At 48.8% G+C, this 26,037-nt stretch carries 24 protein-coding genes; 9 read left to right on the top strand and 15 right to left on the bottom strand.

Translation table 11 applies throughout. The features are described from left to right. The first annotated feature begins 66 nt into the window (after positions 1 to 66). Positions 67 to 1,470: a decarboxylating NADP(+)-dependent phosphogluconate dehydrogenase gene (gene gnd / locus AC6ESP_RS17680; RefSeq protein WP_497098053.1), complete on the top strand. Its 1,404-nt coding sequence runs from the start codon at positions 67 to 69 to the stop codon at positions 1,468 to 1,470. Between the two features lie 541 nt (positions 1,471 to 2,011). On the opposite strand, the gene rlmH is transcribed toward gnd, so the two are convergent. From rlmH to AC6ESP_RS17660, 4 genes are all read right to left on the bottom strand, one after another. After that, complete coding sequence (gene rlmH / locus AC6ESP_RS17675) at positions 2,012 to 2,491, bottom strand: 23S rRNA (pseudouridine(1915)-N(3))-methyltransferase RlmH (protein ID WP_497098052.1); 480 nt, start codon at positions 2,489 to 2,491, stop codon at positions 2,012 to 2,014. Positions 2,492 to 2,493: 2 nt separating this feature from the next. Beyond that, positions 2,494 to 2,661 carry a CxxH/CxxC protein gene (locus tag AC6ESP_RS17670; protein WP_497098051.1) on the bottom strand — a complete coding sequence of 56 codons (168 nt, stop codon included), beginning with the start codon at positions 2,659 to 2,661 and terminating at the stop codon, positions 2,494 to 2,496. 520 nt (positions 2,662 to 3,181) lie between these two features. Further along, a complete protein-coding gene (locus AC6ESP_RS17665) occupies positions 3,182 to 3,307 on the bottom strand; it encodes a hypothetical protein (protein WP_497098050.1) in 126 nt (41 codons plus the stop codon). Between the two features lie 4 nt (positions 3,308 to 3,311). Continuing rightward, positions 3,312 to 4,661, bottom strand: a complete 1,350-nt coding sequence (locus AC6ESP_RS17660) for a S1C family serine protease (RefSeq protein ID WP_497098049.1) — start codon at positions 4,659 to 4,661, stop codon at positions 3,312 to 3,314. A gap of 175 nt (positions 4,662 to 4,836) precedes the next feature. Here AC6ESP_RS17660 and AC6ESP_RS17655 point away from each other — a divergent pair, with 175 nt between their 5' ends. Continuing rightward, positions 4,837 to 5,058, top strand: a complete 222-nt coding sequence (locus AC6ESP_RS17655; RefSeq protein ID WP_497098048.1) for a hypothetical protein — start codon at positions 4,837 to 4,839, stop codon at positions 5,056 to 5,058. Here the strand turns inward: AC6ESP_RS17655 and AC6ESP_RS17650 are convergent. The 7 genes from AC6ESP_RS17650 to AC6ESP_RS17620 all read right to left on the bottom strand — a co-directional run bounded on the left by AC6ESP_RS17650 (position 5,027) and on the right by AC6ESP_RS17620 (position 13,737). Continuing rightward, positions 5,027 to 5,833: an MBL fold metallo-hydrolase gene (locus tag AC6ESP_RS17650; RefSeq protein WP_497098047.1), complete on the bottom strand. Its 807-nt coding sequence runs from the start codon at positions 5,831 to 5,833 to the stop codon at positions 5,027 to 5,029. The two genes, AC6ESP_RS17655 and AC6ESP_RS17650, sit on opposite strands and share 32 nt — an antisense overlap. A gap of 213 nt (positions 5,834 to 6,046) precedes the next feature. Continuing rightward, a complete protein-coding gene (gene yycI, locus AC6ESP_RS17645) occupies positions 6,047 to 6,805 on the bottom strand; it encodes a two-component system regulatory protein YycI (RefSeq protein ID WP_497098046.1) in 759 nt (252 codons plus the stop codon). 128 nt (positions 6,806 to 6,933) lie between these two features. Further along, complete coding sequence (locus tag AC6ESP_RS17640; protein WP_497098045.1) at positions 6,934 to 8,454, bottom strand: YycH family regulatory protein; 1,521 nt, start codon at positions 8,452 to 8,454, stop codon at positions 6,934 to 6,936. Further along, positions 8,451 to 10,295, bottom strand: coding sequence for a cell wall metabolism sensor histidine kinase WalK (gene walK, locus AC6ESP_RS17635; RefSeq protein WP_497098044.1), 1,845 nt, complete (start codon positions 10,293 to 10,295; stop codon positions 8,451 to 8,453). Before walK ends, AC6ESP_RS17640 begins: the two co-directional genes overlap by 4 nt. Before the next feature lies 1 nt (position 10,296). Next, the gene (gene yycF / locus AC6ESP_RS17630) at positions 10,297 to 11,049 is read right to left on the bottom strand and encodes a response regulator YycF (protein WP_497098043.1); all 753 of its coding nucleotides are present in this window, start codon (positions 11,047 to 11,049) and stop codon (positions 10,297 to 10,299) included. 252 nt (positions 11,050 to 11,301) lie between these two features. Next, complete coding sequence (locus tag AC6ESP_RS17625; protein WP_497098042.1) at positions 11,302 to 12,867, bottom strand: peptidoglycan DD-metalloendopeptidase family protein; 1,566 nt, start codon at positions 12,865 to 12,867, stop codon at positions 11,302 to 11,304. A 141-nt stretch (positions 12,868 to 13,008) separates the two neighbouring features. Then, positions 13,009 to 13,737, bottom strand: coding sequence for a hypothetical protein (locus AC6ESP_RS17620; protein WP_497098041.1), 729 nt, complete (start codon positions 13,735 to 13,737; stop codon positions 13,009 to 13,011). A gap of 117 nt (positions 13,738 to 13,854) precedes the next feature. Between AC6ESP_RS17620 and AC6ESP_RS17615 the strand changes: the two genes are divergently transcribed. The 7 genes from AC6ESP_RS17615 to AC6ESP_RS17585 are packed head-to-tail and all read left to right on the top strand — an operon-like array spanning position 13,855 to position 20,468. Continuing rightward, positions 13,855 to 15,393, top strand: coding sequence for a spore germination protein (locus tag AC6ESP_RS17615; protein ID WP_497098040.1), 1,539 nt, complete (start codon positions 13,855 to 13,857; stop codon positions 15,391 to 15,393). A 17-nt stretch (positions 15,394 to 15,410) separates the two neighbouring features. After that, on the top strand, positions 15,411 to 16,580 hold the full coding sequence (locus tag AC6ESP_RS17610; RefSeq protein WP_497098039.1) for a Ger(x)C family spore germination protein: 1,170 nt from the start codon (positions 15,411 to 15,413) through the stop codon (positions 16,578 to 16,580). A gap of 11 nt (positions 16,581 to 16,591) precedes the next feature. Next, complete coding sequence (locus tag AC6ESP_RS17605) at positions 16,592 to 16,789, top strand: hypothetical protein (RefSeq protein ID WP_497098038.1); 198 nt, start codon at positions 16,592 to 16,594, stop codon at positions 16,787 to 16,789. Between the two features lie 32 nt (positions 16,790 to 16,821). Then, positions 16,822 to 17,952 carry a GerAB/ArcD/ProY family transporter gene (locus AC6ESP_RS17600; RefSeq protein ID WP_497098037.1) on the top strand — a complete coding sequence of 377 codons (1,131 nt, stop codon included), beginning with the start codon at positions 16,822 to 16,824 and terminating at the stop codon, positions 17,950 to 17,952. Continuing rightward, positions 17,949 to 18,182, top strand: coding sequence for a hypothetical protein (locus AC6ESP_RS17595; protein WP_497098036.1), 234 nt, complete (start codon positions 17,949 to 17,951; stop codon positions 18,180 to 18,182). The genes AC6ESP_RS17600 and AC6ESP_RS17595 overlap by 4 nt, the downstream gene beginning before the upstream one ends. Before the next feature lie 34 nt (positions 18,183 to 18,216). Then, the gene (locus tag AC6ESP_RS17590) at positions 18,217 to 19,332 is read left to right on the top strand and encodes a GerAB/ArcD/ProY family transporter (protein WP_497098035.1); all 1,116 of its coding nucleotides are present in this window, start codon (positions 18,217 to 18,219) and stop codon (positions 19,330 to 19,332) included. 26 nt (positions 19,333 to 19,358) lie between these two features. Further along, positions 19,359 to 20,468, top strand: coding sequence for a GerAB/ArcD/ProY family transporter (locus AC6ESP_RS17585; protein ID WP_497098034.1), 1,110 nt, complete (start codon positions 19,359 to 19,361; stop codon positions 20,466 to 20,468). 68 nt (positions 20,469 to 20,536) lie between these two features. Here AC6ESP_RS17585 and AC6ESP_RS17580 read toward each other — a convergent pair whose 3' ends face one another. The 4 genes from AC6ESP_RS17580 to AC6ESP_RS17565 form a co-directional block, all read right to left on the bottom strand. Further along, positions 20,537 to 21,820: an adenylosuccinate synthase gene (locus tag AC6ESP_RS17580; RefSeq protein WP_497098033.1), complete on the bottom strand. Its 1,284-nt coding sequence runs from the start codon at positions 21,818 to 21,820 to the stop codon at positions 20,537 to 20,539. Between the two features lie 206 nt (positions 21,821 to 22,026). Next, positions 22,027 to 23,388, bottom strand: coding sequence for a replicative DNA helicase (gene dnaB / locus AC6ESP_RS17575; RefSeq protein ID WP_497098032.1), 1,362 nt, complete (start codon positions 23,386 to 23,388; stop codon positions 22,027 to 22,029). Between the two features lie 236 nt (positions 23,389 to 23,624). After that, positions 23,625 to 24,068 carry a 50S ribosomal protein L9 gene (gene rplI, locus AC6ESP_RS17570; protein ID WP_497098031.1) on the bottom strand — a complete coding sequence of 148 codons (444 nt, stop codon included), beginning with the start codon at positions 24,066 to 24,068 and terminating at the stop codon, positions 23,625 to 23,627. Further along, the gene (locus AC6ESP_RS17565; RefSeq protein WP_497098030.1) at positions 24,065 to 26,026 is read right to left on the bottom strand and encodes a DHH family phosphoesterase; all 1,962 of its coding nucleotides are present in this window, start codon (positions 26,024 to 26,026) and stop codon (positions 24,065 to 24,067) included. Before AC6ESP_RS17565 ends, rplI begins: the two co-directional genes overlap by 4 nt. Positions 26,027 to 26,037: the final 11 nt, after the last annotated feature.

Genomic DNA, 26,037 nt, shown 5'->3' with positions numbered 1-26,037 from the left:
AGTATCTTCTAGGTCTATAAGTGAGGGTTTACTGTCTATTAATCTTATAAAGAGGAGCAGGAAGAAATGTTCAACACGATTGGTGTCATTGGACTCGGGGTAATGGGCAGTAATATCGCTTTAAACATGGCTAATAAAGGTGAGCAAGTGGCTGTATATAATTATACAAGGGATTTAACAGATAAACTTGTTGAGAAAATTGAAGGTCAACCCATCCATCCCTATTACGAAATTCAACAATTTGTTCAGTCCTTAGAAACACCAAGAAAAATTTTTCTTATGGTCACAGCAGGCAAGCCGATAGATTCGGTGATAAGTGCATTAGTGCCTTTTCTTGAAGCTGGTGATGTAATTATGGACGGTGGAAACTCCCATTACGAAGATACTGAACGTAGATATGATGAATTGAAATCACAAGGAATCGGTTATTTAGGAATTGGTATTTCCGGAGGCGAAGTTGGCGCTTTAGAAGGACCTTCGATTATGCCTGGTGGAGATAAAGACGTTTACGAAAAAGTAGCTCCTATTCTAACAAAGATTGCAGCCCAAGTGGACAGAGAACCTTGCTGTGCTTATCTTGGTCCAAAAGGTTCAGGTCACTTTGTAAAGATGGTCCATAATGGAATCGAGTATGCAGATATGCAATTAATCGCAGAAGCCTATACTTTTTTGAGAAAAAGGTTGGGCATGCCTGTTAATGAAATTGCCGATATATTTGAAACATGGAATCAAGGTGAGCTAAAAAGTTATTTAATCCAAATCACAGCAGAGATTTTACGAAAAAAGGATGAAATTACAGACCTACCGCTGATAGATGTGATTCTTGATAAAACAGGGCAAAAAGGCACAGGTAAATGGACGAGCATGCAAGCAATAGATAATGGCATTCCATCATCTATTATTACCGAGTCTTTGTTTGCCCGTTATATCTCCTCTTTAAAAGAAGAACGGCTTGTTGCAGAAACTATTCTATCCTTCCCAGAGATGGAACAGTCCAGTTTAGATAAAGATTTGTGGATAGAGTACATTAGACAAGCATTATACATGGGCAAAATTTGTGCCTACACTCAGGGATTTACACAATATAAAGTAAGTTCTGAACTTTACGAATGGGATCTACCTTTAAAGGATATTGCACTTATTTTCCGTGGTGGATGCATCATACGTGCAGAATTCTTAAACGTAATAAGCGATACCTATCAAGCACAGCCGAATCTCACTAATCTATTAATCGACCCATACTTTGCTGAAAAGGTTAAAGAATATCAAATCGGATTGCGAAAAGTTGTCTGTGACGGCATCAACACTGGCATCGCGTTCCCATGTTTAAGTTCTTCCCTCACTTATTACGATTCTTATCGGACAGGCATGTCAAATGCTAACCTTTTGCAAGCACAACGGGATTATTTTGGTGCCCATACTTATGAACGAACTGATTTAACAGGATTCTTTCACACAAACTGGCAGTGATAGTTTAACACATAATATATAAACAAAATCAGGGGGTACCTAAATGGTGCCCCTCCGTCCGTTGACTTGAAAATATGACTGCATAATAGGCGACTTTGAAAGTCGGCAATATATCTAAATTACCATTGCAAAGGGGGGCTCGTCGTTTATATGAGACAAATGTCTTACAATATCACGTAAAATGGCTAACTCCGCCACTTAGACTCCCGTGCTTCATGGAGTATCTTAATGACTTCCGCTTTCAATCGAGGGTTAGTTGTATCTTTGTTCATTATCTCTTTAGCATATGGAACACTTGCTCGACATCCTTGTCTCCACGACCGGACAGGTTGACGATGATAATTTGTTCCTTACTCTATATTATTTTGTTGTAACGCATCAAGCGCATCAAAGTCATTTAATATGTATTTATCCATAACTACTGCTTTTGTTATAGTTATTTCCCTATATTATGAATTTTTGAAAACAAAAAAGATCCCTTTCTATTTATAGAAAAGAGATCCAACTATACTGCCTAAAATAAAGATTTTTATGTTTCGCCCTATTTATGATACGGTTCACCCCGATTAATCTTTACCGCACGGTACACCTGCTCCAGCAGCACCAGCCGCATCAGCTGATGCGGCAAAGTCATGCGCCCGAAGCTGAGCTTCTGCTGGGCGCGCCTCAGCACAGCGGGAGCGAGGCCCGTGCTCCCGCCAATAACAAAAGCCACGTGGCTGCGCCCATACGTGGCTAACTTATCGAGCTGGCCCGCGAGATCCTCGCTGGACCAGAGCTCGCCTTCAAGCGCAAGCGCGACTACGTGCGCATCCGGCTTCAGCTGCGCTAGAAGCCGTTCGCCCTCTCGCTCGCGCACCTGCGTCTCTTCCGCCGGACTCATCGTCTCCGGCGCTTTCTCATCGGGCACTTCCGTGAGCGTAAGCTTCACGTAAGGCCCGAGACGCTTGGCATATTCCGCTATGCCAAGCACAAGGTACTTCTCCTTCAGCTTCCCGACAGCGGCAATCTGAATATGCATTGCTATACCACCAGGACGATAGCGCCCTGCTCACACATATCGCACTTGCGCGGTGGATCCCAATCCGCGAATTGCGTTTCCTTCAGATCCACCACATCTGGTGCATCCTCATACTCGTCCACAAATTTATCAATCGCAAGCTCTACATGCTCTTTGCATACACAATACATATTTTATTCGCTTCCTATTCTATGTTGTATTTATTATCCGTTGTAACGTCTACTGTAAGCATAGCAAACCAGCCTGCCAATGTGAAGCTTTTGCTATCGCCAACCATTCATTTCCCACCAATCATTATTCCTATCACCACGCTACTTAACGCCCTCTGATTCCACTATCCTCTCCACTTCCCCTCGAAATCCACACATTCCCTCAACTTCCATACTACTTAACGCCCTCCCAGTCCCTTATCTCCCCTCATTCATCGCTCCTCCCAACACTTAACGCCCTCTGAGTCCTCTATCCCATTCACTTTCCCTCTATATCCGCACATTTCTTCAACTTCCAAGCTACTTAACGCCCTCCCAGTACCTTATCTCCCCTCATTCACCGCTCATCCCAACACTTAACGAACTCCGAGTCCGCTATCCTCTCCACTTTCCCTCGAAATCCACACATTCCCTCAACTTCCATGCTACTTAACACCCTCTCAGTCCTCTATCCCCCCTCATTCTTTACTCCTCCCATCACTTAACGCCCTCCGAGTCCTTTATCGCCCCGCCCCCACATTGCTATCGCCAGCACACCCTTCCCCTCACGAACAAAAAAAAGCAGCAAAGCAACGGAATCCCCGTTAACTTTGCCGCTCTCTTCCAAACCGTTATTCTTCCTCTTCCGTCTTCTCCGCCAGCTTGAAGCTGGTCGTCTTGAGCTTGCCGTCACGGTAGAACGTCACTTCAATCTCGTCGCCGATCTCCTTCTTGCTGTACAGATACTTGCGCAGCTCCATCGTGCTGCCGATCAGCTGCTTGTCGAGCATCACGATAACATCATTGAATACGAGACCTGCATCCTTCGCTGGGCCAACGGCCTCAAGCACGATGACACCATCGAATACTTCATCGGGCAGCGTAAGCGCTGGAGCTTCATTGATCTCATCGCCATCAGCAGGAGCTTCTTCCTCCTCCTCTGCTGGCTGATCATCGTCCATTCCCACCTGGGCAAAATACTGCTCCAAGTCCATCGTATACACGCCGAGGTACGGACGTGACACATAGCCCTTCTCAAGCAGGCTCTCTACAATCGGCATCGCGTTGTTAATCGGAATCGCGAAGCCCAGCCCTTCAACGCCGATATCGGCAATCTTCATACTGTTAATGCCTACGACATGGCCATTCAGATCAATCAGCGGACCGCCGCTGTTGCCTTGGTTAATGGAAGCATCCACTTGAATCACTTCCTGCTCCCAGTCATACACGCCATCCTGATTCAGAGATACCGGAACGATCTGACGCGTCTTACTGACGATCCCAATCGACAAGGAATCACCCAAACCAAGTGGGTTCCCAATTGCGATTACGAATTCCGCCGGACGGAGCGCAGAGGAGTCGCCCATTTCTGCAATCGTGTCGATCCCTGTACCGTCCATCTCTAGAACCGCAAGATCTGTAATCTGATCCTTGCCGACAATCTTCGCTTCACGCTTCTCACCGCTGACAAGCACGGCCTTCACCGCATCAGCGTTAGTTATCACATGATAATTCGTAATGATATACACCTTGTCGCCTTGCTTTTTGAAAATAACACCAGAGCCGACTCCCGCCTCCTGCAGCGTGCCTGTTCCATCGAGCGCAGAATCCTCCTCTTCTTCTCCCGAGGCCGATTCGCCGAAGCCGAAAGGCATAGTCTGCTCATTAATAATGCTCACCACTGCCGGCCTTACCATAGCCGAGGCTTGAATCGTCCGCTGCTCCAGCGAATCGCTGGATGCGGCCGAAGCCGTTACTGCTGCGCCCGCCTGCCCGCCATTACCACCGCCACTCCCGAAGAAGGCGGCGAATAGCAGCATCGCTGCAATCGCGCTTGTGAAGGATGAGACGAATGCGATACGCACATTCGACCAATTTCGTCTGCTGCTGCGTCTATTAGAAAAGGCCGCACGATCCTCTTTTGGAAACCGAGCCCGCCTTGATACTTTCGTGGAATAGAAATCGTCATCGAATAAGCCCATCTATATCTCTCCTCTCGATGTCCGCCCCGGACATCAAGACTATTTTTGTTTCTAGGAATGTTTTCGGAAGATTTGACTAAAATAATAATAGATTCGACTACGATGCTATAACTAATTTTTCACCGTTAGATCAGCTAATGAAACATACCATAACCAAAGGGAGAGATACCTGTCTATGAAAACCAAACCATCGTCCGCATGGGAGCAAGTTCAGCTTGTTGCGAAGCTCGCCGATCTGAAAGACGAGCACTACCGTACCGTCCTTACACTAAGTGCCATGCTTGAGATTCTTGTTGATAAAGGACTCCTCACCAGAGAAGAGCTTAAGACCAAAGCCGATCAGCTTGATGCCCAGATTGAATCGCTTATTTCCGCTTCAGCTCATCCCATTCTGTAGGCTTATTATGATAAGTTTCCCGTAGTGGGAATTCCTCTTTTTTATAAAACATTCCGTGGTCTTCTAATATATTATTAACCGTAAGCATCGCTAAGTCCATTAAATTATGATCAAGACTCAAATGAGCCAAATATACCCTTTTGGTGCGGTCTGTAATGAGCTCGCAGAGCGCTTCGCCGGCCGCCACATTCGATAAATGTCCGATGTCGCTCAAGATTCGCCGCTTGATATTCCATGGGTATCGACCCATGCGCAGCATCTCCGTATCATGGTTCGATTCCAATACAAGTACATCCGAATCAATAATCTGCCGCTTGACCTTATCGCTCATATAACCGAGATCCGTTGCCAGACTCAGCTTCTGTCCGTTGTCCTCGAAGGTGTAGCCGACAGGCTCGGCTGCATCATGCGAGATAGGATAGGACTGTACCTTCAGCGTACCGAAGGTCGCGCTATCGCCGGTCTCCATAATGATGCGCTTCTCCGGAGCAATCGTGCCAACATGCCTCTCCATGGCACCCCAAGTCGCTTCATTCGCATAGATCGGAAGCTCATACTTCCTAGCGAAGGCACCAAGTCCCTTAATGTGATCCGAATGCTCATGCGTGACGAACAGAGCATCCAGCTGATGACCAGCCACTCCCCGTTCGCGCATGAGCTCGTCCATTTTTTTCGCGCTAAGTCCGGCATCCACGAGCACCGTTTTGTCCCCATTGTTCACTATTGTCGCATTCCCTGTAGAGCCGCTTGCCAGCACCGTAAATCGAATTCCCATCTCTGCCTCGTCCTATCCTCTCTCCCGCTCCCTTAGCACCCTGTCCCATCTATGAACAGCTTTCCGAGAGAACTCTATCTTATCTTCTTTTCATAGTTTCATCCGCATACACCACACAGCGATATACCCCACCTGAGGTAGGGAAGCGCCTTTTATCTATGTCCATTATTCTCTTTGCAACTTACCGACTAATGCCGTTGTCGCTTCAGCCCATTATGATTCACTAGGCTGTTCTTCCTTCTCCTGCGCAACTTCTCCGCTGATCGCATGAATGTAATACACATTGCCTTCCTTGCCATCCTCCAGCAGAACCCGCCAATAAGGTGCGGACACCTGCGTCTCCGTATCGAACATCTGACCATGATAGCCGAGCTGAATATCGGTAATAACCGAGCCATCCGGCAGATTCCTCTCAATGAAGGGCGCAACCGCTTTGGATGCCGGCAGCACGGTCTGTTCCTTGACCTCACTTGGCCCGAGCACGTCGATTCGCACCTGCTTGAAGCCTGTAATCTTCTGGTTGCTGTAGTACAGCTCCAGCTTCACCTCGAACATAGGCCGGTTATCCGCCATCCGATAGAGCACGAATACGCCGTCACGGCTGGTCGCCAGATCATACGAATATTGTTCAATGTCCGGTATTTGACTACCGAGCGCCCGCACGAGATCCGTCTGAAAATAAATGATTTTACTGTCGACAGGCTTCTCCAGCTCTACGACGTCCTGTTGATCCAGACTGCTATTCTTAATCAGGTAAGTCAGATCTCGCAGCTTCGGCGTATCGACCGGCAGATTAGCGTTCAGTACGATTCGTTTCTGCTTCATAACGGCGACCGTCTCGGCCGGAAGCTCTGCCGAATTCTCATTGACGTCCAGCTGCTCCTGAATATCCGACCATAATTGATAGCCAAGCAATATATTAAGCAGCAGGAACGCAATAATAAGCACACTCTTCGCCCTACCCCAATCCACCGGACTTCACCTCCACTCCTATACAGCCTCGCCATGCTTCATTCCAATCCCATTCGTTCAAGCCCGCTCTGGCACCTGTTCTCCTGCTAACTCTGTTAACAGAACCGCCAGCATCCTAACTCTCCAGCTTATTGGCTAGAGCGTCCGATATTCGGCATAACCAGTGCATCAAGCGCATCGAGAGCTGTACCTGTACCGGCAATCGTCCTTGCAGCCGAATCAGCTCCCGCTGCTGCCAGCTTATCATTCACAGCTCCATCAGCCGTTTCCTGTTCATCTCCCTGACCACCAGCCGCTTCCTGCGAATTATCATCATCTAGCTGCGTCTCCGCAGGCGCATAACCAACCGGATAGGACTGAAGCAGTACATCCTGTGTTCCATCCTCGAGTAGTACAGCCCATACGGGAACGAACTTCAACTCCATATCCTCCAGCGGCTGAACTTGCATGGCTGGGAACAAACTGACAATCTCAGAGCGCTCATCATATTGCTCCAACGCGAACTGCACTTCATCCTTGCCTGGCAGCCATCTCGCCTGACGTGACTTAGCCTTCTCCGCCAGTGTAATAAGCGAGCGGCTGTACTCCGTGACGAAGCCTTGCTGGAGCGTAAGCTTCATGCTCCCATATTGAAAGCCCGATGTCTCGATGATCGGATAATGATCGACATACTGCTGGAACATCACTACTTTGTCCGCCTTGCCGTCTTTATCCAAGCCCGGATTAATGAATTGATGTACGCCATCCCAGCCGCCATGCTGATTAATGAACTCTACCGCGGCATATACATTCTCGCTTAGCAAGCTCTCCTCACCTTGCGATGCGGCCGGATCGGTATAGATAATCCACTTGCCATTCTCCTCGACCTGCAAGCCCCGCTTGCCATCCGTATAGATCTGGGAGCCGTTACGGTCCTTCAACGCTTTCGTTGTGCCAGGATCGAAGAACAAGTTCCGCTGCATCAGATCAGGCGAGTAAGTCTCATAGGGATAGATCATCTCTACCGATTGAATGGGCTTGGTTGGAATATATAAGCCATCCGAGGTCACTTGATATTGGGTCTGGAACTCGCCGAAGCCGACATAATCCTGAACATCCCGAACCGTAAGGTCAGCCTGCGTCGATTCGTATACGACCTGTCCGTCCGCACTGAAGAAGAACGTCCGTACATCCTCTGTGCCTGAGGTTTTGAATATCCATATCCGGTCAATCGTTTCACTCTGGAACTGGAAGTCCCCCTGCACCTTCAGCAGCTTTTTGAGCAGTTCGATAGGTATCCCATTGTGGAAGCGCAGTTCGACGCCAATATCGTTCTTCCGCACATCATCCCAATTGAGCACATTCGAGGGATTCCGCTGGAAGCCCTTGAACTCCCTGCCCTGAATGCGATCCTTCAGAATCATGTCATAGAACGTCGTACCTGGATACAGAACGGTATGCTTATTGCTGCCGAAGTGAATGACTATCTCCTCGGGAAACACGACGCTCTCCACATCCGACTCTTTACCTAGAGGCTCTGCATTAATATAGTCCTGCTCGGTCTTGACCGTAGCCCCAATTCCCGGCATGTTGTAGACCAGGAAATAGGTCTGAACTAGGCTGAGTGCTACTAATAGAACCAGCACTGTCGTCTTCGCCTTGTCGATCACGCCGGTTCACCTTCCTCTTGCAGCGCCGGCAGCGTGAAGGTGACTGTCGTGCCTTCGTTTAACTCCGATTGCAATGATATCGTGCCTCCATGAGCCTTTACAATTTCCCGGGCAATGGACAAGCCTAGACCCGTGCCTCCCATATTGCGGGAACGAGCCTTGTCTACCCGATAGAACCGATCGAATATACGCATAAGATCCTTCTTCGGAATGCCGATTCCGGTGTCCTTCACGCTAATTGCAATGGTTGCTGCATCCTGCTTCCGAGCACTAAGCTCTATCTTCCCGCCATCCAGCGTATACTTGATGGCGTTCGACGTTAAATTATCCAGCACCTGATCAATCTGATCGCGATCAAGCCACGCTGTGTCCAATTCCTCTACGCGTATGGAAGCCCTGATCGATTTCTGGCGCAGCTGGAAGGAGAACCGGTCGGCCACTTCATCCAGCATATCATGAATATTCGTCTGTCTCCGGCGCAGCGGGGCTTGATTCGAATCAAGCCTAGACAGATGCAATAGATCAGTAACGAGCCTAATCATCCGTTCTGTCTCATTGCGGATAACCCCAACGAACCTCTCCGACAGCTCCCGCTCATCGAGCGCACCATCATTAAGCGCTTCGGCGTAGCTCTTGATCGTCGTCAGAGGCGTGCGCAGCTCATGGGATACGTTCGCAACGAATTGCCGGCGTGACTGCTCCAGCTTCTCCTGCTCCGTTACATCCTGCAGTACAGCAATCGTTCCGGTAATGCCTTTGTCACGACGATGAATGGAGGTGAACGTCACTCGCAGAATGCCTTCAGCATCATCCGCTTCCTCGTCATCCATCTCGCGCGATAAGATGACCGTCTGCTCACGTCCCTGCAGAAGCTCCTCCAGCTTCTGCTCCGGCATGCCGAGAAGCTCAGACAAGCTGCAGCCTTCGCAGGTTGTGACATCGAGCATCTCTAGTGAGCGCCGATTCCAGACGATGACTCTGCCATTCTCATCTGCCGCAATGACTCCATCACTCATGTTGGAGAGAATCGAGCCCAGCTTCTCATTCTCCTCCTCATTCACCGAGAGTGCTTCCTTAAGCCGAATGGTCATATCATTGAAGGCCAGGCTGAGCCTGCCGATCTCATCATCTCCAAGCACCGGCACCTGGAAGTCGAAATTTCCATCCGCCACTGCGGCCGCTTGACGCGTCAGTCCCTTAATCGGGCTAGTAATCGTATGTGCCAGCAGAATACCAAGCACCCCTGTCAGACCTATCGCAATTAACGTCCCCGAGAAAAAAATCTGATTCACGCGGTTCGCCGTATCATACAGGCTGTCCATGGAAGCGACCATATAGACAGCTCCGACAACCCGATCATTCTCGTTATAGGTGACAGGAAGCGCAATAATCTTCTTGCGGACGCCATTCTCGTCAATAATCTCTTCTTCATTATCCGTTATGCCCTGCAGAGCCCGGCTAACCGCAAGTGAGGTGTTCTTCTTGCCTACATAAGACTCTGATACTTGCAGCGAGGTCGCCATGACCTTGCCGTTCGCATCCAGCACCTGCACTTCCGTACCGCTAATACTGAACAGATTGCGCACAACAAGGCTCAGATCCTCGGTGTTCTGAGCATTCGTCTCACTATCGCTATTCGGCTTCATTGCCAGATTGCGTGCGGCAAGCTTGGAGAGAATATCCGCCTGCTCCTTGAGATTGTTCGTGAAGCTCTCGGTCAGAGAAGCCTTCACTGTGCTTATAAAATAAACACCAATCAGCTGCATCGCCACCAGAATCAGCAGCAGATAGATAATAACAAGCTTGACCTGAATGGTCCGAAAGAACCGCCTGCCCTTCATGCTAAGCCAGGCCTCCTGACTTTGAATTGCGCATCATATAGCCGAGTCCGCGTCTGGTCATAATATATTCCGGACGGCTCGGATCATCCTCAATCTTCTCACGAAGTCTGCGAATCGTTACATCAACGGTGCGAACATCTCCGAAATATTCGAACCCCCATACCGCTTGAAGCAGATGCTCCCGGGTCATGACCTTGCCGCTGTTGCGAGCCATGTAATAGACAAGCTCATACTCCCTATGGGTGAGATCGAGCGGCTCATTATCCTTATATACCACATACATATCCGTATCAATAAACAGATTGAACAGCCGCAGCCCCTGCTTCTCTTCCTCAAGCGCAGCTCCGTCTGCATGGTCGCTGGAAGCTGCTGCTGTCGCTTCATTCGCCTTCTGCTGCCGTCTTAAATGCGCTTTCACTCTAGCAAGCAGCTCGCGCGTGCTGAATGGCTTCGTTACATAATCATCTGCCCCAAGCTCCAGACCCAGCACCTTATCAATCTCGGTGTCCTTGGCTGTGAGCATAATGATCGGCATTTGCAGCTTTGTCCTCACCTCGCGGCACACATCCATGCCATCCTTTACCGGAAGCATGAGATCAAGCAGAATGAGATCAGGCTTTTCTTCGAAGGCTAGGCGAACCGCCTCTCCGCCGTCGAAAGCACAGATGACCTGATGCCCTTCCTTCTCCAAATTAAACTTCAATATATCTGCAATTGGCTGTTCGTCATCGACCACTAATATTTTTCCGTGCATCGTCACACCGCCTGTCGCTCGTCCTATTTATCCTTCTATATTACCATACGTATCTACCTAATACCCATTAAAGTTCCTTCATGCTGCGGTAATATCCGCATCTTCAACCAATTATGCTCTCTACTGATCACACCTATAGTCAGCAGCTCTTTCTCTTTCCCCTTCGAGGAACAAAAAGAGGCATCGCCGTCAGCAGAAGCTGCAGCGATACCCCTCTTATGTGTTCTCTATCTATAGTAGGAATAAGGACGATTATAAGTATTCTAAAGGATTCTTTACCGTTCCATTCTCATGAATTTCGAAGTGTAGATGTACACCTGTTGACCGGCCTGTACTTCCCATAATACCGATTGCGTCACCTTTCTCGACAATAGTGCCTTTCTTGATCGAGATAGATTTCAGATGTCCATATAACGTTTTGTATCCGTTCTTGTGATTAATAATAATGGTGTTGCCATAACCGCTCTTCGTCCCGACGAATTCAATGACTCCATCGTCTGCTGCCATAATGGTCTTACTGCCGGTAATATCGATACCTTTATGCGTCCGGCCCCAACGCTGTCCATACTTACTGGAGAGCGACCAGTCAGCAACTGGCATAGCGAATGTTCCCGTTCCTTCGCCAAGTACAACCTTCGTTCCCTTCATAACGACAGACGGCACAGCTTCTTTAATAATCTCAGTGCTGACCAGCTGTTCGCTGATCAGATAACCGTTCTTCTTCACGATACTGTATGTAACGCGCTTGGAACCGCTCTGCCCTTCACTAATTACCTTGGATTCGCCGACACGCATGGAATCATTCTGCTGCACTTCGACTGGTGGCACGATTGTAACGGTTTCTACTAGCTTCTCAACGGTCTGAACGGTAACCTCCGGCTGAATCACCGTCAGGTCAAGAACGTCCCCGGCCTTGATCTTGTCTTCTTCAATCCAGCGGTTATTGTCATAGATGACATCTGCCGAAATATTGAACTTATCTGCTATACAGCCTACGCAATCGCCTTCTTGTACGGTGTACTTCGTCGGCTCGATGCTTCCTTGCACCAGCTTCTTATATACATCCTCAGCACTCATGATCTCTTCTGGCTGTGTAGGAGCATTCTCGGTCTTCACTTCTTCGACGAATTGAACCTTCGTCAGCTCGCGTCCATCCTTCACTTCCGCCGTTTCCTTAGAAGCCTCCGCCTCATCCGATGCATTGTAGGATAGCGCCTGTACTTCCTTCGTGCTCTTCTTCGATGCCAGCTCCGGTGCGTATTTGCTCTGCACTCGGGTTAAGATAGCCTCTGCAGTCGCTTGATCCTTCACGATACCGATCGTTTCACCATCAACCTTCAGTTCCACCCCTACTGCATGTGTGGTAACTAGGTTATCCAGCTTGTCCAATGTTGCTTCTGTTGCGGGCACTGCCTTGAACGCACTCTCGTTCGTATAGGTAATTGTACCTGGATCAAGAACCATTGTAATATCCGGATTCTCTTCTTGCATTTCTTCGGATTTCTCTTTCAGAAACTGCTCAACTTCCATCTTGCTGCTTACCGAGCCTATCGTTGTTCCATTTCTATATACATTGTAGTAGTCAACTGTGTTTGCTTGTACGTATTGGATACTCCCTATACCAGCTGTCGCTAGAATAGCCAGTGTTGCTCCGGTAATGATGACAGCCTTCTTGCGCCACCAGGGTGAATCAGCATTGCCGCTTGCAGGTTGTTGCTGTTTCTTGCCTTTCGAGTCTTGCGGACGGACTTGCCGAAAGAATTGAACAGATTGGTCCCATGCCTTTCGGATCCGATCCTTTGGCCTAAGTACGGTCATGATCGTCTCCTTTTTGCGTTATTGCTGCATTATAATCTGGTTTCCGACATAGAAATAGGCGAAATGCCCTGTCGGAGCACTCGCCTACTACTTTAACATATGCTTAATATACTGGGCAACCTTCCCTAATAGTGGTAATGATTAATATTTCTTCAGAATTCCCATCATTTGTTCATATTGCTCCTTATCCAGATGCTGGGCCATAATCTGCTGAACCTGTGTTAACTCCTCATCTGTAAGGCCATTCTCCATGAAGGAGGATATCGTCTGCCAAGCCTCCTGAGGAAGCTTGCTCATGAGTAGGCCGAACAGCTCGTCCTTATCCGCATCGCTCATCTGCTCTTTCACTTCATTCAGATCTTCAGTCGTTATCGCTGTCTCTGTACCATCAATTGAAGGGGCCTCTCCGGTACTCTCGCCAGACTCCAGCTCCCCTTCACCCGCTTCAGCTGCTGTACCTCCATCCGCCTTGGTCCCGCTCCCTATTCCCATATCGGTTAACGGCGCCTCGGATTGATCACCGAAAGCATCGACTGCTACAGGCGCTTCTTCGTCTTGCTCTTGCACTGTATCGCTAGTCCCTTCCGGCTTCTCTACATTCTCAACCTTCACAGGATCGGCTCCCCACAGGTTGCCCCACACCCCGGACAGGGCCATCGGCTGCACCTCTATAGGCAGATTGAACTGCTTCAGCAGTGTCTCCACATAGCTGTTCACGATATAGCCCGTTGTCCAGATCGATAGAAAGCTTATAATAAGCCCAGCTGCCACCAGCTTGGCGAGCCACCGAGTCGTTCTCCACATCATCATCATCCCTCTCATCCCTGCCGCATTCTGTGCAGCATCATTCTCCATTCTGTTATCTATCATTATGGTCAATAAAGAGAGTAGACAACCCTCGCAATCGACATAAATGGAATTGTCTGTATGAATTGGATAGTTGATGCACAATCTATAGGGGACGATTGGTGAGGGGGATTTCAGCTCGTGAATAAACAACAGGCATCCATTAAGGATACATTGCATACACAGCGTTTACTTCTCTCGAAGAGGCTCACCGGCAGCCTGACTGCGGATACTGCCGCTATGCGCGAGCTGTTTCAGGATAGCTCAGATTTCATATGCAATGAGTTCACCATACGTGGTGGTCCCAGAGCCGCTATTCTCTACATTGATGGACTATCCGATGTGAAAGAATTGGACAAGCACATTCTGGCCCCGCTCAAAAACAAAGGCGTTAACGGCAATACAGGCTGGGATTCTGTACTCCCGCTTATTACGATTGCTATTGTGCAGACTGTCGATCACATGCAGCAGATTGCGGATCATATTTCCGCTGGCAATCCCGTTATGCTGCTCGATGGAGACGAGCCTCTCGCCAGTGTATTCGCCTTGCCGCTGTGGGAAATGCGTGCAATTGAGGAGCCAGCAGCTGAGACCGTGGTGCGCGGTCCGCGAGAAGGCTTCGTAGAGACACTCCGTGTGAATACCTCCATGCTCCGCAGGAGGCTGCAGACACCAGCATTCAAGCTTAAGCCTGTCACTATCGGACGATATACGAAGACGACATGTATCATTGCTTATATTGAAGGCATTGTTGACCCCGGTCTTGTCCAAGAGATGGAGGATCGATTATCCCGAATTGATGCCGACGGGTTCATGGACAGCAACTTTATTGAAGAGTGGATTGAGGATGATCCCTTCTCGCCTTTCCCACAGCTTCAGGCAACAGAGCGTCCTGATGTGGTAGCCTCCAACCTGCTGGAAGGACGAATTGCGCTGTTGATTAACGGCACACCCTTCTCACTCGTTGCACCTGCAACCCTATTTACCTTGATGCAATCACCTGAGGATTACTACCAGCGCTCATTCGTATCTACTGGCATTCGTTGGCTCCGAATTGTGCTGGGATTCTTAGCTATATTCCTGCCTTCGCTATATGTCGCAGTGCTGTCCTACCACCAAGAGATGGTGCCGACTACGCTTCTGCTAACCATTGCCCAGACTCGTGAGCAGATCCCGTTCCCTGCTCTTGTGGAAGCACTTCTAATGGAGGTTACCTTCGAGGCTTTGAGGGAAGCTGGCATTCGGCTGCCGAAGCAGGTCGGCTCTGCTGTCAGTATCGTCGGTGCTCTCGTCATAGGACAAGCTGCGATCTCGGCAGGAATTGTCTCATCACCAATGGTCATGGTTGTCGCTGTTACAGGAGTAGCCTCCTTTCTCATTCCCAACTATTCGCTCGGCCTCGCACTTCGGTTGATTCGATTTCCCATCATGCTGTGTGCAGGTATTCTCGGCTTATATGGCATCGTTCTTGCGGGGCTGCTCGTTCTCATTCATTTATTATCGCTCCGTTCCTTCGGTGTGCCCTATCTGTCTCCACTGGCCCCTCTTCAAACGGGAGAGATGAAGGATACTCTGATACGAGCCCCTCGATGGGCTATGAATACGAGGCCGCATCTTACAGGCGGTTTATGGAATAAATTCAGGGTGCGACCTACAAATTCTAGATTAAAAAAGGAATGATTCGCTTGAGAGCTCCATTGCGCCGTCTCTTGGTTATCCTTGTTCTTGTACTGTCTCTGCCGCTTCTTACCTCCTGCTGGGATCGAACGGAGATTAATGACATAGCTATCGTTACAGCCGCTGGCTTCGATCTTACAGACGACAACAAGATCAAAGTAACGGCACAGCTATTCGTCCCCAGCGGCTCAGGGGAGTCACAGAGCATGGGAAGCGGCCCCTCTGGTGGAACCAATCAATCGCTCGTAGAGAGCGCAAGCGGCTCTAATACTGCTGATGCCGCGGCCAAGCTTCAGGAGCTGCTGTCGCGCAGATTTTTTTGGGGACAGTCAGACGTCTTTGTATTCGGGGAAAAGCTGGTCAAGCATGGCATTGAAGATCCTATGGATTTTTTGACCAGGCACCCCCATCCACGTGAACGGGCGAATGTGTATATGGTCAAGGGAACAGCCGACCAAGTTCTGCAGTGGAAACCAAGTATCGAACGCAACAGCGCGGAGGTGCTCCGTGAAATGTCGGTCATTCAGACCGGTCTAAGTGTCACCTTACTTGAGCTTATCATTCAGCTGTCTGATGAAGCCCATACCGGAGTTATTCCTTGGATAAGCATGAAGGAGAGCGGCAATAGGAAGAGCCCCTTCATGGGCGGTGCGATTTCCATTAAGTCGCTGAAGATGAACCAGCTGTACAATGTCAACAAAACACGCGGACTGCTCTGGCTTCGGAATCAGGTGAAGTCCGCGACTCTTACTAGCAGGATGGAAGGCGATGAAGGACATACCTCGATAACGCTTATTAAGAGCAAATGTAGTCTACGCCCTAGTATTGTCAATGGCAAATGGATCATTACCGCAAAGGTTAGAGGAACCGGTAATATGACTGAGAATACAACAAAGATCGACGTCACAAGCCCTGACAGCATTAAGATGATGGAGAAGCAGTTCAGCACAGTCGTCATCCAGCGCATTACAAGTGCAGTAGAGACGGCTCAGAAATCCAATACCGATATTTTAGGCTTCGCCGATCAATTCCATCGTCATTACCCTAAGCAATGGAAGCAAAACAAAAAGAACTGGGATCAGCTCTTTCCACAGGTCGAAGTGAAATATGATGTTAAGATTTCCATTCTCCGTACAGGTCTGATTGGCCAGAACAAGTATTTAATGGAAGAGCAGGACGAGGAATCTTGAACCTGATAATGATGATTATTGTAACTGGTGTAGTAGCGGCCTTATTTCGATTGGAGTGGACTCGCTTGACAGATCCCCGAACGAAGAAGGCCTATGCCTTCATGCTTCTGGCACAGTGGGCACTATCAATCGTTCTGCTGTTTGACCTGAACCTGCCTGGGCCTCCACAGTTTATCCGGTTCGTAGTCGGCTTATTTCTACCGCATTAACATGACCATAACGAAGGGATTAGAGGGATACGATGGATAAAGTAAAAATCTCAGCAGCTCAGCTCAGCATGCTTATGTACATCGCCATTATGGGGACAGCGCTGCTGTCCTCCCCTACCGTATCAGCGGGTGTTGCTGAGCTGGATATGTGGATTGCCCCTATCTGGGGCACCCTTGGAGGGATAATGCTCATCTCCATTCTAATCGTCCTTCATCAGATCTATCCTGGCAAAACTCTTGTTCAATATGCCGATCTCATCTTGGGACGAATACTCGGGAAGATCATATCCTTCTTATTTCTCTTCTTTGTCTTGTTCTCAACAAGCTTCGTGCTTCGTCAATTCGCAGACTTTATAGGCGAATCATTCTTGCTGCATACACCAGCAGTCGTTATAGTAGGCTGCCTTATCGTCGTATCCGGCGCAGCTGTTCGGGGCGGTGTTGAAGTCATCTGTCGTCTTCCATTTCTGTACGCACCTTTAGTTATTTTGGTGATCGCGATTGTATTCATCCCGCTGTCTTGGACAATAACACCTATTAAGCCCATAATGGAGAACGGCCTATTCCCTTCTCTGATGGGAGGCTTTGTCCTGCAGATGTGGTTTTCCATTTTCTGCTTTTCCACCTTTTATCTGCCCAGCATACGCTCTTCTCAGCCGATATGGAGATGGGGCTTGCTCTCACCCATTATTCTCGGCTTCATGATGATGATAACGAACTGGAATGTGGCCTCCTTTCTCGGACATGCTGCCTCTATGTATTACTATCCGTTCGTGACCATTGCGAGATTCACCAGCTTTAGTGAATTCTTCGAGCATCTAGAAGCAATTGTTATGATGGTATGGGTCGTAGCATTCGCCATTCGTATCATGTACGGGTATTACGGATTTGCTGCTGGACTCGCACAATGGCTGGGGATGCCTGACTATAGGCCGCTCGTATTCCCTGTGGGTATGCTGCTCATCCTATTCTGCTTCTGGGGGGATCCCACTTCCATTATTAACACATCCAAAGACTTAACGATGCCCTTGTACTATATTCTGTCCGGGATAGGCATACCTATCGTCCTGCTGCTAGCTGCCTGGGTCAGACAAGGCGTTTCTTCCAAAGGCAAGAATGAGACTATGCCTGCTCAGAGTGAAGAAGAGGGTACACGCCTATGAATAATTCCGTGATGTCCTATGTAGAACTTGCTATTGGAGCTGCAGTCCTCTTTATGGTGGATCGCAAAAAACTCCAATCCCCGAGAATGCTTGCTGCCTATCTCATCCTATTCGTGTCCGCTCTCGTTATTATCGCCATGGTGATGGCCAACCCGAACCTGCCAGGTCCTTCACAGTGGCTGAATGCCTTGTTTGACCCCCTTAATAAGCTCATTTTCCCGAAGAAATAGATCATCTACAACCACTAGAAGGAGGCTGCATCCCATGTTAGAAAGTGGCAAAATGTCTGCTGCACAGCTTGCATGCTTAATATATTTGTCTGTATTCGCTACAGGAGTGCTAACAGCCGCGTCCCGAGCTTATGACTTAGCCAATACTGATTTTTGGATGACGCCTATCCTTGCCTCAATAACCGGATTCGTCATTGTCGCCATCATGCACCGGATGCATCAGCTGTATCCAGGACAATCCTTCGTCCAATACAGTGAGAAAATAATGGGCAAAATGGTTGGCAAGCTAGCTGGCCTCATTCTCCTTATTGCCATTTTGTTTCAGAGTGGACAGCAATCCAGACAATTCGCTGATATCATGGTCCTGAACTTTTTCCAACAGACTCCATCTATATTTATCTTTACATCTCTACTCACAATAAGCGTAATAACTGTTCGTCTAGGCGTGGAGGTGATTGGGCGCGCGGCACTGCTGATAACACCGTTCATCATTCTAATCACCCTTCTGCTTATTTTCCCACTCATCTCAGAGATTGAGCCTGATCGTATACTCCCTCTATTCGATCGTGGGGTGCTCCCGCTGCTACGTGGAGCAGTATTCCTGCAAATTTGGTTTCCGATGTATGCCCTTACGACCTTTTTCATTCCATTCGTCTATGACAATGGTAAATCTGCCAAGTGGAGCTTCCTGTCCGTATGCTGGACAGTTCTCACCTATACAGGCTCCTTTCTTGCCAGCTTGCTTATCCTAAGCTCTGCCGTTTCTCTATTCAACTTCCCGATTATGACGCTTACCCGTTATGTCGTGCTGTTCAGCTTCTTCTCCCGCTTCGATTCACTCATCATGGTGCTCTGGGTACTCGATGTATTCGTCCGTTCGATTATGATGCATTATGCCTGCTCAATCGGTTTTGCCCAGTGGTTCGGATTGAAGGATTATAAGCCGCTCGTTATTCCTCTTGCCCTTTTCATGATCGTGTTCGGCTATTGGTCCTTCCCAACGATGATTGATTTCTACAATACCAGCAAGAGTGTCACCTTCTTATATTTGTGCTGTTATTTCTTCCTTCCTGTCCTAGTGTTTGTGGTTGCCCTGCTCCGTAGAATCAAGCCCCCTAAGCAGGATGAGCTCATGAACCCCCTTCATTGAAATAACTTAACAAGGAGGTTTCCTTCATGCTCGAAAGTGGCAAAATATCATCTGTACAGCTGGCTTGCATGATCTTAATGACACTGCTGGCAACCTCTATATTGAATTCAGCCACGTTCGCATATGCGGAGGCTAAGCAAGACATGTGGATCACCCCACTACTAGGCTCCGTTACCGGATTTATTATCGTTGCCATCGTGATTCATTTACACAAGATCTATCCCGGTCAATCTCTAATTGAATATAGCGAGCATATTGTAGGCACATTGCTTGGCAAGATCATCAGCCTTGTCTTCCTGCTCATCTCCCTGCAGGTGAACGCCAATCAAGCACGTCAATTCAGTGAGTTTATGAATACTAGCTTCTACAAGGAGACACCAGCTCTCGTCTTAGTTGTCACACTAGTAGGCATAAGCGCTATAACGGTTCGCTGCGGCGTTGAATTGATTGGAAGAAGCGCACTGCTGCTCACTCCCGTCATTATCATCATCGTGCTTCTCCTGATCTTCCCCCTCATCGCGAATCTAGAGGCTGATCACATTCTGCCCTTTATGTCTAATGGGATAGCACCTATTCTACGAGGGGCAGCCGTTCTGCAATTATGGTTCCCGACCTATGTGTATATGAGCTTTTTCTTGCCCTTTGTCAGTGATATCCATAAGGCTAGGCGTTGGGGATTCATATCTGTTCTATGGATATTGTCGATCTTAACTGGAACAATGCTGCTTGTTGCCTTGGCACTGGGTCCAGCAACAGAGTTATTTCCTTTTCCCTTTATGATCATCACTAGGTATGTATCGATATTCGAATTTATTGAGCATCTCGACGCGCTCATCATGCTGCTCTGGGTGCTAGATGTATTCGTCCGGTCAATCGTAACCTATTATGCGAGTGTCATTGGATTTGCTCAGTGGTTCGGCGTCAAAGATTATAAGCCGCTTGTCATCCCCATCGGCATGCTGATTATCGCCTTATCCTTCTGGTCAATCCCCAACATTATTCAGCTGAACGCCAATGGGGTATCCATCATCGTATTTTATTACTTCATCGGTCATTTCATCATTCCGGTCACCCTGTTCCTCATCGCGAAGCTTCGCCGCCTTAAGCCGGCACCTTCAACCCCCTCAGCTAAATAAGAATTCATTGGCCCAATAAAAAAAAGGCGCTGCAGGAATCCTGCAACGCCTTTCTATATTGTGAAATCTTAATAGATCTTAACAACCGGATTCGTCTGCTCACGGTTACGTCCAACGGAGAAGATCGCAATCGGAATACCTGTCAGCTCAGATACACGGTTCAAGTAGTTACGTGTATTTTCTGGCAGATCATCAAGCGTCTTCGCGCTAGTAATGTCTTCAGACCAGCCTGGCAGCTCTTCATATACCGCTTCGCATTCAGCCAGCATTTTCAAGCTTGCTGGATAATGCTCAATAATCTCACCACGGTATTTGTAGCCTGTGCAGATTTTGACCGTTTCAAGTCCGCTCATAACGTCAAGCGAGTTCAAGGACAGACCTGTAATACCGCTGACACGGCGAGCATGACGGACAACGACGCTGTCGAACCAGCCTACACGGCGTGGACGCCCTGTTACTGTACCATACTCATGGCCTTTATCACGAATCAGATCGCCAATCGCATTGATTTGCTCAGTCGGGAATGGACCGTCGCCAACACGAGTCGTATAAGCCTTCGCTACGCCAATAACCTGTTGGATTTTGGAAGGACCAACGCCAGATCCGATACATACGCCGCCTGCAGATGGATTGGATGAAGTAACGAACGGATAAGTCCCTTGGTCGATATCAAGCATAACGCCTTGTGCGCCTTCGAACAGAACTTTTTTGCCTCCATCAATAGCATCGTTCAATACAACTGAAGTATCTGTCACGTAAGGACGAAGAACCTCTGCATAACCAAGGTATTCGGCAATAATCGAATCCGCATCAAGCGCTTCTCCGCCGTATACCTGTTGAATCATTTGGTTCTTCTCTACGATCAGACGGCGAACTCTGAGGTCGAACTCTTCAGCATCCATCAGATCAGCAATCCGGACACCGTTGCGGGCAGCTTTGTCCATGTAGCAAGGACCGATGCCTTTGCGAGTTGTACCAATTTTGTTGTCGCCTTTACGTTCTTCTTCCAGACCGTCCAAGATCAGGTGATAAGGCATAATTACATGCGCGCGATCACTGATTTTGAGGTTTTTAGTGGAGAAGTTATTGTCATGAATATAGTTAATTTCGTCAATCAGCGCTTCCGGGTTAATAACCATCCCGTTGCCGATTACGCATAGTTTATCATGATTAAAAATACCCGATGGAATCATCGTCAATTTATACTTTTTATCGTCAATGAGAATAGTGTGTCCGGCATTGTTACCACCTTGGTAACGAGCTACGACGTCGGCCCCGTCCGCCAAATAGTCGGTAATTTTGCCTTTCCCTTCGTCTCCCCACTGCGTTCCAACAACAACAACCGTAGACATAAACATACCCCCGTCCGGCGTTTAAGCACACCGAAATTTACCGTCTTTAAGATTATCGGATAAATGACCCCTGCATTATGCATCGCGTCAGTCCATTATCACTCTAAAGACAGCATTACTAGTGTAGCAGTCCAACAATCAGAAGTCAAACCAAAAACGAACAATTGTATGGTTGCCCATGCAATTGTTCGGATATACCGGGAAGTCTAGGAGGCTTGAGATGGATCCTCGTGAGATCGGTCTAGACTTACGAATTTATTGAAATTTTTCAAGAAGACGAGCTCGACGGTTCCTACCGGTCCATTACGCTGTTTTGCGATAATAATCTCGATAATATTCTTCTTCTCGGATTCTTTGTCATAATAGTCATCCCGGTACAAGAATGAGACGATATCGGCATCTTGCTCGATCGATCCTGATTCCCGAAGATCAGACATCATCGGGCGTTTGTCCTGCCGCTGCTCAACACCCCGGCTTAGCTGGGACAGGGCAATAACGGGCACTTCAAGCTCACGAGCAATCTGCTTCAGTGTACGTGAAATTTCGGATACCTCTTGCTGACGGTTCTCGCCGGCTTTGCCGCGACCTGAGATCAGCTGCAGGTAGTCGATGAGAATCATGCCGAGCCCGCGCTCTTTTTTCAATCGACGGCATTTGGCACGAATATCTGCAACTGTAATACCTGGCGTGTCATCAATGAAGATCTGCGCCTCAGACAAGGCTCCAATCGCCATCGTCAGCTTCTCCCAATCATCGCCCTCCAGATAGCCTGTCCGCATCCGTGTCGCATCAACGTTCGCCTCGGCACAGATCATACGCTGTACGAGCTGCGCCGCCGACATCTCCAAGCTGAAGATAGCGACTGTCTCACGGGCCCGCACGCCGACATTCTGAGCAATGTTCAGTGCGAATGCCGTCTTACCAACAGAGGGACGAGCAGCGACAATAATAAGGTCACTGCGCTGGAAGCCCGCGGTCATTTTATCAAGATCGGTGAAGCCGGAAGGAATGCCTGTCGTGCCGCCCTTCTGCATATAGAGCGATTCAACCTTCTCGAATACTTCCATTAGAACATCCCGTATCGAGATAAAGCCGCTGCTGGAACGACGGTTCGAGATTTCGAGAATACGCTTCTCCGCATCGCCCAGCAGCACACTGACCTCATCGGTATTGGCATATCCATCGGATACGATGTTCGTAGCTGTACGAATAAGGCGACGAAGCATCGACTTCTCTTCCACGATCTGAGCGTAATAATCTACGTTCGCTGCTGTCGGTACTGCATTAGCCAGCTTGGCCAAATACGAGACGCCGCCTATTTCCTCCAGCAGCTGCTGATCCTGAAGATGTGCGGTCAGCGTTACAAGGTCGACCGGCTGGTTGCTCTCAGCCAGCTCCACCATCGCCTCGTATATCCGCTGATGGGGAACGCTGTAGAAGTCTTCGCTGCGCACCCGCTCCATAGCAGTAATTAGCGCCTCATCCTGCAGCAGAACTGCCCCGATAACAGCCTGCTCCGCCTCTAGATTCTGTGGCGGAACACGGTCAAACATCAGCTCTGTACTCATCATTGTTCCCTCCTTGGGAGAGAGTGATTCAACTGTCTTTCACTCTTATATGTTCAACTTAGCCTTCATCAATGGCCGATCTAGTTCCGTGTTATCTACAACGAACAGTGTAGCAGTTTCCCTCACCATAAATCTATGGTAACTTACGACACTCTACCCTACCTATAGCTAGGGTGCTGTATCCAGAGACAACAATAGCGATGCCCTGCATCGCCATTGTTGTCTGCTGCTATTCTCTACTCTTCAACCGTTTGAACGCTGAGCTTCGCCTTCACATCTACATGAAGCTTAACCAGCACTTGTGTTACGCCAAGCGTACGGATCGGATCCTCAAGCTCAATCTTGCGTTTGTCGACCTTGATTCCTTGAGCAGCAAGCGCCTCTGCAATCTGCTTGCTTGTGATGGCTCCGAACAAGCGGCCGCCTTCTCCAGCCTTCGTCTTCAGGATGATCGTCATTTCCTCCATCCGTTTGCCGAGCGCTTGAGCATCTGCTTTCTCTTGCGCTTTGCGTTTCTCTTCCGATGCATTCTGCACTTCAAGAGTTTTCAGGTTGCCGTCTGAAGCCAGCTTGGCAAGTCCTTGAGGTAATAGAAAATTGCGTACATATCCTTCAGATAAATCCTTCACATCGCCTTTTTTGCCTTGTCCCTTAACGTCCTTCAAAAAGATCACTTTCATTCGAATAACCCCTCTTCCGCTTCTATTTCTTCCAATATTCGTTTGAGCTTAGCTGCTGCTTCTCCAACGGTGCATTCCAGCTGAGCTGCTGCATTCGTCAGATGTCCGCCGCCGCCCATTCTTTCCATAACGACCTGAACGTTCATATGTCCGAGAGACCTGGCACTTATGCCGATCAAGCCATCCGGCCTTTCCCCAATGACGAACGATGCGAGAATGTCTGTCATATTAAGCAGCGTATCTGCCGATTGGGCAATCAGCAGCTGTGCGACCTTGCGCCCTGGCTCTGTGACTGCAATCGCGATATGCTCGTAATAAACACTCGCATGCTTAATAATTTCGGCTTTTCGCACGTATTCCTCGAGATCTTCCTTCAGCATGCGCTGAATCATCATCGAGTCAGCTCCGTTGCGGCGAAGGAATGATGCTGCCTCGAAGGTACGGGCACCCGTACGAAGCGAGAAGCTCTTCGTATCTACTGTAATGCCTGCCAGCAGCGCCGTTGATTCACGCACATCAAGTACAACGCGATCATGAATATACTGCAGCAGCTCGGTCACAAGCTCACAGGTTGATGAAGCGTAAGGCTCCATATAGACCAAAATCGCATTCGCGATAAATTCCTCACCCCGCCTGTGATGGTCGACGACAACGATTCGGCTTGTCTGATTAAGCAGCCTTGGCTCCTTCACCATGGAGGCCTTATGCGTGTCGACAACAACAGCGAGCGTGTGGCTGTCTACTAAGCCAAGTGCCTGCTCGGGCGTAATGAATCGCTTCGAGAAGCGCTCATCCTCACGCAGCAGCTCCATCATTTTCTCAATGGCTGGATTGATGCCTTCCAGTACGATATACGCTTCCTTGCCGAAGAGCTGAGCTGCCTTCAGTACACCGATGGAGGCGCCTATCGCATCCATATCCGGCATCTTGTGACCCATGATGATCACATTGCCGCTCTCACGGATCAAGTCCCGCAAGGCATGGGCAACGACGCGTGCGCGGACTCTGGTACGCTTCTCCACGGCATTGGACTTGCCCCCGTAGAAGGACTGCCTGCCGCCTACCTTAACAGCCGCCTGATCGCCGCCGCGGCCGAGGGCAATATCAAGGCTCGATTGCGCCCATTGCCCAAGCTCCACAATCGTCTCAGCACCCGCAGCGAAGCCTATACTGAGCGTGATCGGGATTTTCTGATCGCCTGTCATCTCCCGTACTTCATCGAGAATGACGAACCGGGACTGCTCCAGCTGTCTCAGCGTCTTCTGATTCGTAATAAGGAGGAAGCGATCCGAGGTGAGCCGTTTCAGGTACACCTGATAACGCTGTGCCCACTCCGTAATCTCCGTCGTTACCTTCGACTGAAGAGAGCTGCGCTGATTATCGTCCATCCCCTGAGTAACCTCATCCAGGCTGTCGATCATCACAACCCCAAGGGCAAGCTTCTCTTCATCATATTTCTTGCTAAGCTGCCACAGCTCCGTAATGTTCTGTACGTACAGAATCCGTTCCTTCTGCTTGAATATGAGCTGATAGATGTGATTGCCGACCGTAGCCTCAACCGTTCCTTCACGGTCCTTCACCTGCTGAAGCGTAGGGAACAGTTCAATTAGCGGCATGCCAACAACAGACTCCTGCGCCATAATTTCCGCAATGAACGGATTATGCCACTCTACTGCTTTATCATCATTATACAGAATAATTCCGAAGGGCAGCTCGCCAATGACGTCATTGCCCGCTTTCTTCACCCGATAAGACAATGTACCTAGATAAGACTTCAGATCTTTGCGGAATGCCCGCTCCGCAAGCACCGTATAGACGCCTGCGGCAATCGTGAACAGCAGAGCGATAAGTCCGATTACCCACTCAAACCATGCAAGCGTCACAGTCATCATAACCATTAATACGAAAGCCCAGATTTGATGCATTCCGTGCCAACGCGTAACGAGAAACTTCGGCATTTCCTAATCGC

The organism is Paenibacillus xinjiangensis (assembly GCF_059686975.1).
This window is presented reverse-complemented; position numbering and strand designations above follow the sequence as displayed.

Bases quoted from the DNA above. Each gene is read 5' to 3' on its own strand.
- gnd (WP_497098053.1), top strand. From the start codon at position 67: ATGTTCAACACGATTGGTGTCATTGGACTCGGGGTAATGGGCAGTAAT.
- rlmH (WP_497098052.1), bottom strand. From the start codon at position 2,491: ATGCATATTCAGATTGCCGCTGTCGGGAAGCTGAAGGAGAAGTACCTT.
- AC6ESP_RS17670 (WP_497098051.1), bottom strand. From the start codon at position 2,661: ATGTATTGTGTATGCAAAGAGCATGTAGAGCTTGCGATTGATAAATTT.
- AC6ESP_RS17660 (WP_497098049.1), bottom strand. From the start codon at position 4,661: ATGGGCTTATTCGATGACGATTTCTATTCCACGAAAGTATCAAGGCGG.
- AC6ESP_RS17655 (WP_497098048.1), top strand. From the start codon at position 4,837: ATGAAAACCAAACCATCGTCCGCATGGGAGCAAGTTCAGCTTGTTGCG.
- AC6ESP_RS17650 (WP_497098047.1), bottom strand. From the start codon at position 5,833: ATGGGAATTCGATTTACGGTGCTGGCAAGCGGCTCTACAGGGAATGCG.
- walK (WP_497098044.1), bottom strand. From the start codon at position 10,295: ATGAAGGGCAGGCGGTTCTTTCGGACCATTCAGGTCAAGCTTGTTATT.
- yycF (WP_497098043.1), bottom strand. From the start codon at position 11,049: ATGCACGGAAAAATATTAGTGGTCGATGACGAACAGCCAATTGCAGAT.
- AC6ESP_RS17625 (WP_497098042.1), bottom strand. From the start codon at position 12,867: ATGACCGTACTTAGGCCAAAGGATCGGATCCGAAAGGCATGGGACCAA.
- AC6ESP_RS17620 (WP_497098041.1), bottom strand. From the start codon at position 13,737: ATGATAGATAACAGAATGGAGAATGATGCTGCACAGAATGCGGCAGGG.
- AC6ESP_RS17605 (WP_497098038.1), top strand. From the start codon at position 16,592: ATGATTATTGTAACTGGTGTAGTAGCGGCCTTATTTCGATTGGAGTGG.
- AC6ESP_RS17600 (WP_497098037.1), top strand. From the start codon at position 16,822: ATGGATAAAGTAAAAATCTCAGCAGCTCAGCTCAGCATGCTTATGTAC.
- AC6ESP_RS17595 (WP_497098036.1), top strand. From the start codon at position 17,949: ATGAATAATTCCGTGATGTCCTATGTAGAACTTGCTATTGGAGCTGCA.
- AC6ESP_RS17590 (WP_497098035.1), top strand. From the start codon at position 18,217: ATGTTAGAAAGTGGCAAAATGTCTGCTGCACAGCTTGCATGCTTAATA.
- AC6ESP_RS17585 (WP_497098034.1), top strand. From the start codon at position 19,359: ATGCTCGAAAGTGGCAAAATATCATCTGTACAGCTGGCTTGCATGATC.
- AC6ESP_RS17580 (WP_497098033.1), bottom strand. From the start codon at position 21,820: ATGTCTACGGTTGTTGTTGTTGGAACGCAGTGGGGAGACGAAGGGAAA.
- dnaB (WP_497098032.1), bottom strand. From the start codon at position 23,388: ATGAGTACAGAGCTGATGTTTGACCGTGTTCCGCCACAGAATCTAGAG.
- rplI (WP_497098031.1), bottom strand. From the start codon at position 24,068: ATGAAAGTGATCTTTTTGAAGGACGTTAAGGGACAAGGCAAAAAAGGC.
- AC6ESP_RS17565 (WP_497098030.1), bottom strand. From the start codon at position 26,026: ATGCCGAAGTTTCTCGTTACGCGTTGGCACGGAATGCATCAAATCTGG.